10 protein-coding genes are annotated in these 10119 nt (G+C 72.2%); 9 read left to right on the top strand and 1 reads right to left on the bottom strand.

Annotation, left to right across the window (positions count from 1 at the left end; all coding sequences use genetic code 11):
• The 3 genes from VFW24_11650 to VFW24_11640 form a co-directional block, all read left to right on the top strand.
• A partial coding sequence (locus tag VFW24_11650; GenBank protein ID HEX5267418.1) for a hypothetical protein occupies nucleotides 1–1258 on the top strand: 1258 nt, incomplete at its 5' end.
• Nucleotides 1255–2334 carry a hypothetical protein gene (locus tag VFW24_11645; protein HEX5267417.1) on the top strand — a complete coding sequence of 360 codons (1080 nt, stop codon included), beginning with the start codon at nucleotides 1255–1257 and terminating at the stop codon, nucleotides 2332–2334. The genes VFW24_11650 and VFW24_11645, both read left to right, overlap by 4 nt.
• Nucleotides 2334–3950, top strand: coding sequence for a hypothetical protein (locus tag VFW24_11640; protein ID HEX5267416.1), 1617 nt, complete (start codon nucleotides 2334–2336; stop codon nucleotides 3948–3950). Before VFW24_11645 ends, VFW24_11640 begins: the two co-directional genes overlap by 1 nt.
• Here the strand turns inward: VFW24_11640 and VFW24_11635 are convergent.
• Entirely contained in the window at nucleotides 3889–5457 is a 1569-nt protein-coding gene (locus VFW24_11635) for a site-specific DNA-methyltransferase (GenBank protein HEX5267415.1), read from the bottom strand. The genes VFW24_11640 and VFW24_11635 overlap by 62 nt on opposite strands.
• A gap of 225 nt (nucleotides 5458–5682) precedes the next feature.
• Here VFW24_11635 and groES point away from each other — a divergent pair, with 225 nt between their 5' ends.
• From groES to VFW24_11605, 6 genes are all read left to right on the top strand, one after another.
• Nucleotides 5683–5976 (top strand): co-chaperone GroES, encoded by a 294-nt coding sequence (gene groES / locus VFW24_11630; protein HEX5267414.1) that lies wholly within the window; start codon nucleotides 5683–5685, stop codon nucleotides 5974–5976.
• Between the two features lie 3 nt (nucleotides 5977–5979).
• On the top strand, nucleotides 5980–7647 hold the full coding sequence (gene groL / locus VFW24_11625) for a chaperonin GroEL (protein HEX5267413.1): 1668 nt from the start codon (nucleotides 5980–5982) through the stop codon (nucleotides 7645–7647).
• Nucleotides 7648–7729: 82 nt separating this feature from the next.
• Complete coding sequence (locus tag VFW24_11620; GenBank protein HEX5267412.1) at nucleotides 7730–7888, top strand: hypothetical protein; 159 nt, start codon at nucleotides 7730–7732, stop codon at nucleotides 7886–7888.
• On the top strand, nucleotides 7885–8595 hold the full coding sequence (locus VFW24_11615) for a CoA pyrophosphatase (protein HEX5267411.1): 711 nt from the start codon (nucleotides 7885–7887) through the stop codon (nucleotides 8593–8595). Before VFW24_11620 ends, VFW24_11615 begins: the two co-directional genes overlap by 4 nt.
• 72 nt (nucleotides 8596–8667) lie before the next feature.
• A complete protein-coding gene (locus VFW24_11610; GenBank protein ID HEX5267410.1) occupies nucleotides 8668–9831 on the top strand; it encodes a GuaB3 family IMP dehydrogenase-related protein in 1164 nt (387 codons plus the stop codon).
• A 38-nt stretch (nucleotides 9832–9869) separates the two neighbouring features.
• Nucleotides 9870–10119, top strand: a 250-nt coding sequence (locus VFW24_11605) for a GMP synthase (glutamine-hydrolyzing) (GenBank protein HEX5267409.1), incomplete at its 3' end; no start/stop codon positions are given.

The raw sequence follows: 10119 nt of genomic DNA, 5'->3' as shown, positions 1-10119 counted from the left end.
CGGGGGCGGACCGGTCCCGGCCGGCGCCGGCGCCGGAGGGTGCGTCTCACCTCCCGGCGGCGATCAGGGCGCCACGTCGAGCCAGATCAAGATCGCCGTGATCCTCATCCAGATCGTCGGCCCGGCGGCCAACAGCACCTTCGGCATCCCCTCCCCCGCCACCCAGCAGGCCGACGTCCAGGACGTCGTCGACTCCATCAACGCCTCGGGAGGCGTGGCGTGTCGCAAGCTGGTCCCGGTCTTCTTCACCGGGGACCCGGCCGACACCAGCAACCTGCAGCAGACCTGTGTCGACATCATCCAGTCCCAGCCGTTCTTCGTGGTCGACCTCGGCGCCTACTACACCTATCCGCAGCTGGCGGTCTGCTACCCGCAGGCCCACATCGGCTACGTCAACACCGGGGGCCTGTCGCTCAGCCAGCAGAAGCAGTTCTACCCCTACGACTGGGGCCTGTTCCTGTACGACAACCTCTACAAGGACACGATCCTCGGGCTGCGCCAGCACGGCTTCTTCGCCCCGTCCAGCGGGTTCAAGAAGCTCGGCGTCATGTACACGAGCTGCCTGCCCGATCTGCCCAAGCAGTTCATGGGCTGGCTCAACCAGGCCGGGGTGCCGTCCTCGGCCATCGTGGGCCACGACGTGGGCTGCCCGACCTCGTTCGACAGCCCGGGGGACCTCGAGGAGGCCATCCTCACCTTCAAGCAGCAGGGCGTAACCAACGTCACGTTCGTGCACGACACCGCCGACTTCTCCAACTTCACGACCATCGCCCAGCAGCAGGGCCTGTCCCCGAAGTACGGGATCGCGGACGAGGGCATCGTGGCCATCTCCTACGGCAGCCAGAAGCCGAACTACCAGAACATCGCCAACGCCCTCGCCATCACCACCTACCGGTACGGGGAGGAGCGCACACCCGGCTACCCGCCCAGCGCCGGCACCCAGAAGTGCAACGCCATCTTCGCCGCCAAGGGCCAGGCCCCGGTGTACCAGCAGCCCATCGGCCAGGGCGGCATCGTCTGCAGCCTGCTCTGGATGGTGCAGGGAGCCATCGACCACGAGCCGGCCCTGCTCCGGTCCGACGTGGGGGTCGGGCTGCAGGCCTCCAAGTCGGCGGACTTCTCGTTCCCCTACGGTCCCAACGACTTCACCGGGGCGGGCATCACCACGGCCGGCCAGTTCTGGCGGGTGGACCAGTTCCTCCCCAGCTGCAGCTGCTGGCAGGTAATCGACCGCAACTACCACCCCTCGGCGCCATGACGGCACTTCGGCATGCGGTGGAGCCGGGCCCGGGCGGTGGGCGCCGACGGCGGGCGAAGCGGATCGGGCCGGCCCTGGCCGCCGCCGCGGCCGCAGCCGGCATCGCCGGTGCCACCGGCGCCCTCCTGATCGGTCCCGCCGCCACCACCGCCTGGGCCCAGGCGCCGGTCCAGGCCGGCTGGTGGACCCAGGCCAATCCCGGCAGCGTCGAAGGCTCTCCGGCCGCGCCGGCCCCGCCCGACGTGCCCGCGGGCGGGCTCCTGGTCGAGGGCGGCCCGGCCTCGACCACCGGCGCCTCCGACGCCGGTGCCACCGCCTTCGGCGCCGTCGTCTACCCCGTAGCCGCCGGGCAGAGCCCGGGGACGCTCACCCTGACGGTGGCTCCCGGCTCCGGGACCACACCCGCCGCCACCCTCGAGGTGTGTCTGCTGTCCGGCGCGGGCATCAACGCCGAGCAGGGCGGGCCGATGTCCGACGCGCCCAGCTTCAGCTGCTCGGCCAACGTCACCGCCCAGCCCTCGGCGGCGGGGGACGAGTACAGCTTCGACGTGTCCAAGCTCGTCCGCGCCGGAACCCTGGCACTGGCCGTGCTCCCGACGACGCCGACCGACCGGGTCGTGCTGGCCAAGCCGGCGGCGGCCTCGCTGTCGGTCCGTCCGGCCGGCGCCCCGGCGTCGGGGCCCGCCCCGGCCGCGACCGGATCGGGCAGTGGAGCAGCCGCTGCTCCCGGCGGAGCCGCGGGTGACCCCAACACCGGCACCCCGGCATCCGGGGATCCGTCCTCGGCTTTGCCCGCCCTGGTCGATCCTGCCGCCACGCTGACCCCGGCCCCCGCCGGCGCCCTTCCGGCCGCGTCGGCGCCGCAGGTCCCGGCGGTGCCCCAGGCCGGGTCCGCCCAGCCGGCGGCCGCGTCCGGCTCGACCGGTGTGGCCCCGGTCCCGGCGGCGCCGGCCGACACGGGAGGCGCCCGTCCGGCGGCCGTGGCCGGCCTGGTCCTCGCCTTCCTCATCGGGGCCGCCATCTGGTTGGGGGCGGGCCGGGCCGCCGCCCGCGCCGCCGCGAGAGGGGCAGGCTGATGACTCCGTTCCAGCAGGTTCGCCTTTGGGCCCGGCGGGCGCCGTGGCCGGAGCGGGTAGCCGCCCTCCTCGGCGCCGCCCTCGTCGTCACCGTCGTGTCGTGGCTGCTGGTTCCGAGTGGCCAGGGCGGGACCGACGTGGCCGCGGGCGGGTCGCTCGGCGGGATCAGCTCCGGTTCGCAGGCCCCGGCGGCGGGTGGCCCCGCCGCCTCCCCGGGCGCCACCTCCTCGGCCCTCCCCGGAGCCCCGGGCGCCGCCGCCCCGGGGGCCACAGGAGGAGCGGTGCCGAGTGGGTCGGCCGGGGCGGGCGGTGGTCCGGGCGCCGCCGCCTCCGGTGGGCCGGCCCCGGCCGGGGGCGGGTCGGCCCCGCGCGCCGCTGGTGGGTGCACCTCGCCGCCGGGCAGCGACGCCGGCGTGACCGCCACCCAGATGAAGGTGGCGATCATCCTGGTCAACATCGTCGGCCCGGCCGCCAACAGCACCTTCGGCCTCGAGTCCCCCTCCGACCAGCAGGCGGCCTACCAGGCGGTCGTGAACTCGATCAACGCGTCGGGCGGGATCGCCTGCCGCAAGCTGGTCCCGACGTTCTTCCAGGGGGACCCGGTCGACCAGAGCCAGCTGGAGCAGACCTGCCAGAACGTGATCTCGTCGCAGCCCTTCTTCGTCTTCGACTACGGGGCCTACTACACCTATCCGCAGATCGCGACCTGCTACCTGACCAGCCACATCCCGTTCATGACCAGCTCCCCGATACCGGCCAAGGAGCAGTCGCAGTTCTACCCGTACCTGTTCAGCAAGACCCTGGCCGAGGTGATCTACAAGGACACCGTCTTTGCCCTGCAGCAGCGGGGCTTCTTCTCCGCCGCCAACGGGTTCAAGAAGCTCGGGCTGGTGTACCGCAGCTGCGAGCCGGAGTTCTACTCCGAGATCACCGGCTGGTTGCACCAGGCCGGGGTTCCCAGCTCGGCCATCGTGGCCCACGACGTGGGCTGTCCCACCTCGTTCGACACCCCGAGCGACCAGGAGCAGGCGATCCTGGCCTTCAAGTCGGCGGGGGTCACCAACGTGACGGTGATGAACGACAACGCGGACTTCTCCAACCTGACGACCATTGCCCAGCAGCAGGGCTTCAAGCCGAAGTGGGGGATCCCCGACGACGGGGTGGTGCCCACGTCGTACGGCAACCAGCACCCCGACTACGGGAACATCGCCAACGCTCTGGCCATCACCGGTGACCGCTACGGGGAGGAGAAGACCCCCGGCTACCCGATCTCCCCCGGCACCGCCAAATGCAACGCCATCTTCAGCGCGGCGCGGATGGCGCCGGTCTACCAGCAGCCCGTCGGGACCGGGGGATCGGCCTGCGACATGCTGTGGATGCTCCAGATCGCCGCCCAGCACGCCCCCGCCATGCAGCGGGCGGCGCTGGCCGCCGGCCTGCACGCCGCCGGTTCGTTCGACCCGTCGTATCCGTGGGGCGCCAACAGCTTCGCCTCCAACAGCTTCACCGGGGCCAACATCACCTACGCCGACGAGTTCTGGCGGGTGGACCAGTTCATGCCGGCCTGCAGCTGTTGGCAGGTGGTGGACCGGAACTGGCACCCGGCGTTCCAGTAGCGCCGATCTCCTTCTCGCTCCAGAACCCCGGCTCGGGGCCCAGGTGGTGCCCGCCGCGGGCGTAGGCGCCCAGCCGGCTGCGCTGCTCGTCGGCGAGCATCTCGATGACGTCGAAGACGACGCCCGGGCCCACCGCCCGCAGGGCCAGGTCCCCCTCGCTGCCGGCCCGGGGGAGGTGCGAGGTGAGAAGGACGAGTGGCGTCCGGCCGTGGTTGACCAGAACGTTGGCCCGGCCCAGCGCCCTCCACACCGCGTCGGTCCGCAGCAGACCGCCCCTGGTCGTCGTGAACGCGCCCGAGACGTCGAAGTACCAGGGCGTGTCGTGGGCGTCGAGGGCGATGAAGCCGACGGTGACGCCGAGGCCGCGCAGGCGCGACTTCTTGTGGCTGATCCTGAACCCGGCCTCGCCGAGGAGCTCCTCGGCAATCGCCGGGGCCACCTTTCCCTGCCTGGAGGCGCGGGCCTGGAAGTCGTCGGGTCCGCCGGAGGGCGTGTCGGCGGAGGTCCCGGGTGCGTCCGCGGCCGGGGCCGGGCTGCCGACGACCCGGAGCCCGGCTCTCCTGCGCACCTCCTCCTTCACCCGCTCGCGGGCTATGGAGACGTACTCGGCGTCGGTGTCGTAGCCGAGGTAGCGGCGCCCGGACCGGATGGCGGCCACGAGCGTCGTCCCCGAACCGGCGAACGGATCGACCACCAGGTCGTCCGTGTAGGTGTACAGACCGATCAGCCGCTGGGGCAGCTCGAGGGGGAACGGGGCGGGGTGCCGCACCCGGCGGGCGCTCTCGGGCGAGATGTTCCAGACGTCGAGGGTCGCCTCCATGAACTCGTCGGGGCTGATCTCGCTCCGGTGGGGCAGCGACAGCTTGCGGCGCACGGCGCCGGCCTTGGCGCGGTCGAACCGGCCCTTGCTGGCGACGACCACCCGCTCGGTCACGTCGCGCAGGACCGGGTTGGCGGCGCTGCGGAACGAGCCCCACGCGCAGGAGCCGCTGGCGCCCTCTCCCTTGCGCCAGATCACCTCACCCCGGAGCAGCAGGTGCAGGTCGTCCTGGAGGATCCGGATCACGTCGGCGGACAGGCTGCGGTAGGGCTTCCGGCCGAGGTTGGCGACGTTGACGGCCATGCGGCCCCCGGGCTCGAGCACCCGCTTGCACTCGGCGAAGACCTCCCGCAGCAGCTGGAGGTACTCCAGGTAGCTGCCCGGGACGTCTCCCGTCCCGAGGGCCTGCTCGTACTCCTTGCCGGAGAAGTACGGGGGCGAGGTCACGACCAGGGCCACGGAGTTGTCCGGGAGGGGCCGCCCGTCCGGCAGGACCATGTGCCGGGCGTCGGCCCGGATGCAGGCCTGCTCTCCCTGGGGGAGGTCCGGCAGGGCCGCCACCGAGTCGTCGGTGGACAGCTCGGGCGCCTCGAAGCGGGCGTAGAAGTCGCTGGCGTCGTGGCTCTCCCGCCGCCCGACACCGAAGGCCGAGGTCGACGTCGAGGCCCGGCTCGCGCGGTAAGTCATCGCTCCCTGTCCGCCATCGTGCCGGTGCCCTCCTGCCTCCCGGCTGCCACAGTAGGAACCCCGCCGCCTCCAGCCGGGGACGTCGAACAGTCGTTCGATCCGGGCCGGATGGGGCCCGGGGCCGGGGCCGGGCGGGGGGCTCCCTTGCCCGCCTCCGTGCCCCCCGCTATCGTTAGCACTCGCAACGTTCGAGTGCTAAGAGTCAGCCGCCAAGGAGGCACTGAGATGAAGCTCCAGCCGCTTGAGGACCGGATCGTGGTCCGTCCCGGCGAGTCGGAGGAGACGACGGCGTCCGGCCTCGTCATCCCGGACACCGCCAAGGAGAAGCCCCAGCAGGGTGAGGTCCTGGCCGTCGGTCCCGGCCGCCGGGCCGAGAACACCGGGGAGCTCGTCCCCCTCGACGTCAAGGTCGGGGACACGGTCGTCTACTCCAAGTACGGCGGTACCGAGATCACCATCGACGGGGAGGACCTGCTGATCCTGACCAGCCGCGACGTGCTGGCCAAGACGGGCAAGTAGCCGATGGCCGCCAAGATCCTGCGCTTCGACGAGAGCGCCCGGCGGGCCCTGGAGGCCGGCGTCAACCGGCTGGCCGACTCGGTCAAGGTGACCCTCGGTCCCAAGGGCCGCAACGTGGTGCTCGAGAAGAAGTTCGGCGCCCCGACCATCACCAATGACGGGGTCACCATCGCCCGGGACGTCGAGCTGGAGGACCCCTTCGAGAACATGGGGGCCCAGCTGGTCAAGGAGGTCGCCACCAAGACCAACGACGTGGCCGGCGACGGCACCACCACCGCCACGGTGCTGGCCCAGGCACTGGTCCGCGAGGGCCTGCGCAACGTGGCCGCCGGCGCCAACCCCGCCCAGCTCAAGAAGGGCATCGACCTGGGGGTGGCGGCGGCGGTGGAGGCCATCCGCGGCGCCGCCCGCGACATCGAGGGCAAGACCGAGATCGCCCAGGTGGCGGCCATCTCCGCCGGCGACCAGTCGATCGGGGAGGTCCTGGCCGAGGCCATCGACCGGGTCGGCAAGGACGGGACGGTGACCGTCGAGGAGTCCAACACCTTCGGCCTGGAGCTCGACTTCACCGAGGGCATGCAGTTCGACAAGGGCTTCCTGTCCCCGTACTTCGTCACCGACCCCGAGCGCCAGGAGGCGATCCTCGAGGACCCGCACATCCTCATCGCCAACCAGAAGATCAGCGCCGTGCACGACCTGATCCCCGTCCTCGAGAAGGTCATGCAGACCGGCAAGCCGCTGCTGATCATCGCCGAGGACGCCGACGGGGAGGCGCTGGCCACCCTGGTGGTCAACAAGATCCGGGGCACCTTCAACTCCGTCGCCGTCAAGGCCCCTGGGTTCGGCGACCGGCGCAAGGCCATGCTCCAGGACCTCGCCATCCTCACCGGCGGCCAGGTCGTCTCCGAGGAGATCGGGATCAAGCTCGAGGGGGTCACCCTCGACCTGCTCGGGCGGGCCCGCCGGGTGCTGGTCACCAAGGACGACACCACCATCATCGACGGCGGCGGATCGTCCGAGGACGTGGCCGGCCGGGTGGCCCAGATCAAGCGCGAGATCGAGGACACCGACTCCGACTGGGACCGCGAGAAGCTCCAGGAGCGGCTGGCCAAGCTGGCCGGCGGGGTGGCGGTGGTCCGGGTCGGCGCCGCGACCGAGGTCGAGCTCAAGGAGAAGAAGCACCGCATCGAGGACGCCCTGTCCGCCACCCGGGCGGCCATCGAGGAGGGCATCGTGGCCGGGGGCGGCACCGCCCTGGTCCGGGCCCGCCCCGCCGTCGAGAAGGTGGTTGCGTCCCTGGACGGTGACCAGGCCACCGGAGCCGACATCGTCTACCGGTCCCTGTCGGAGCCGCTGCGGTGGATCGCCACCAACGCCGGCCTCGAGGGCTCGGTCATGGTCCAGCGGGTCGAGACGATGTCCGGCAACAGCGGCCTCAACGCCGCCACCGGCGCCTTCGAGGACCTCGTCAAGGCCGGGGTCATCGACCCCGCCAAGGTGACCCGCTCGGCGCTGCAGAACGCCGCATCGGTCGCTGCTCTGCTGCTCACGACCGAGTGCGTGGTGGCCGAGAAGCCCGAGAAGCCCAGGCCGCTTCCCGCCGGCGCCGGTGGCGGCGGCATGGGTGGCATGGGCGGCATGGGCGGCATGGGCGGACTGGGGATGATGTAGTCACCATGAGCACGAACGGCCGGCGGCGGGGCTGGGGCCCCGCCTGCCGGAGGAGCCGGGGTGCAGGGGACCCGGTGGGCCGATGAGCGCGGAGAGGCCTCCCCCCGATCCCACCAAGCTGCTGTCGCTCTGGATGGAGTGGGAGAAGGGGGAGACCCCGCCCGGTCGGGTGATGTCGAACCTGAAGACCGCGGGGCTCCGGGAGCTGCTCGAGTCACTGGCCGGTCCGCCCGGCTCTTGAAGCGCCCGGGCCCCCAGGTCATCCCCCGTCCTGAAGGAGTCCGTCCCGGCGCGCCGGCGCCGTGGCCCGCCCGGCCCATCACCATCGACGACGTCCGGGCCGCCTTCGCCGGCCTCGATCCGGGCCGGGCCTCCCGGACCACCCGGGACGGGGCCACCCTGACCACGTCGGTGCCGTCGGCCGTGCTGGTGGCGCTGTTCGCCGACCCCCCGGGCGAAGCTGCCCGCGTCCTCCTCACACGCCGCGCCGCCCACCTGCGCTCCCACACCCACCAGGTGGCCTTCCCCGGCGGCCGCCTGGACCACGGCGAGGAGCCCCTGGCCGCCGCCCTCCGCGAGGCCGCCGAGGAGGTCGGCCTGGACCCCGCCGTCTGCGAGATCATCGGCGAGCTCTCCCCGCTCCAGACCGTGTCCTCCGGCGCCTCGATCGTCCCGTTCGTCGGGGTGCTCCCGGGGCGGCCCGTCCTGCGTCCCAACCCCGCCGAGGTCGAGCGGGCCTTCGACGTGGCCCTGTCCGAGCTGGCCGATCCCGACGTCTACCGGGAGGAGATCTGGCCCATGCCCGGCGTAGGGGACCGCTCGATGTACCTGTACGAGCTGGACGGGGACACCGTCTGGGGGGCCACGGCCCGGATGTTGACCGAGCTGCTCGACCTCGTCCTGGAGGGGCCCGGGCTCGGCCCGGATCCCGCTCAGATCCGTCGGTGAGGGGCCGAGGAACACCGTTGGTGGCGGCCCCCCGGAACTAACCTCGGGGGATGGGACGCGGGAGGGATCATTGTGGCTGAGGTCGAGATCGGCATCGGCAAGTCGGGACGGCGGGCGTACGGGTTCGACGACATCGCCATCGTCCCGAGCCGCCGGACGCGCGACCCCGAGGACGTCGACATCTCCTGGGAGATCGACGCCTACCGGTTCGACGTGCCGTTGATGGCGGCGGCCATGGACGGGGTCACCAGCCCGGCCACGGCCATGGAGATCGGCCGGCTGGGCGGGGTGGGGGTGCTCAACCTCGAGGGACTCTGGACCCGTTACGAGGATCCCGAGCCGCTGTTCGAGGAGATCAGCAAGCTCGACTCCGAAAAGGCAACTGCCCGCATGCAGCAGATCTACTCGGAGCCGATCAAGGCCGAGCTGGTCACCCAGCGGATCCGGGAGATCAAGGAGGCGGGTGTGGTCTCGTGCGCCTCGTTCACCCCGCAACGCACCGAGCAGTACGCCAAGGCGGTGCTCGAGGCCGAGCTCGACCTGCTCGTGATCCAGGGCACGGTGGTGTCGGCCGAGCACGTGTCGCGCACCGTCGAGCCCCTCAACCTCAAGCGCTTCATCCGGGAGTTCGAGATCCCGGTGATCGTGGGCGGGTGCGCCTCCTACCAGGCCGCGCTCCACCTGATGCGCACCGGCGCCGTCGGCGTGCTGGTGGGCGTGGGCCCCGGTAACGCCTGCACCACCCGGGGCGTGCTCGGCATCGGCGTGCCGCAGGCCACCGCCATCGCCGACGCCGCCGGGGCGCGCATGCGCCACCTCGACGAGACCGGCGTCTACGTGCACGTGATCGCCGACGGCGGGATGGCCAAGGGCGGGGACATCGCCAAGGCCATCGCGTGCGGGGCCGACGCGGTGATGATCGGCTCCCCGCTGGCGGCGGCCCACGAGGCGCCCGGCCGGGGCTACCACTGGGGCATGGCCACCTTCCACCCGTCGCTGCCCCGGGGCGCCCGGGTCCGCACCGAGCCGCGGGGGACCCTGCGCGAGGTCCTGCTCGGGCCCGCCCACGAGAACGACGGCCGGCTCAACCTGTTCGGCGCCCTGCGTACGAGCATGGCCACGTGCGGCTACGAGACCGTCAAGGAGTTCCAGAAGGCCGAGGTCATGGTGGCCCCCGCCCTGCAGACCGAGGGGAAGTCCCTCCAGCGGTCCCAGGGCGTCGGGATGGGGCGCTGAGCTCCACCCCGGTCCCCGAGCCCAACCCCACTCCGGCGGTGCCCCCGACCGGGGTCGACGAGTTCGACACCGTGCTCGTCGTCGACTTCGGGGCCCAGTACGCCCAGCTCATCGCCCGCCGGGTGCGGGAGGCCCACGTCTACTCGGAGATCGTCCCCCACACGATCACCGCCGCCGAGATCCAGGCCCGCCGGCCCAGGGGCGTGATCTTCTCGGGGGGGCCCAAGTCGGTGCACGTGCCCGGGGCCCCGCAGGCCGATCCCGAGATCTACCGGGCGGGCGTACCGG

The sequence above is a fragment of the Acidimicrobiales bacterium genome (assembly GCA_036273495.1).
Lineage (GTDB): Bacteria > Actinomycetota > Acidimicrobiia > Acidimicrobiales > JAJPHE01 > DASSEU01.
The sequence above is the reverse complement of the archived record's forward strand: the minus strand, read 5'-3'. Positions and strand labels throughout refer to the sequence as shown.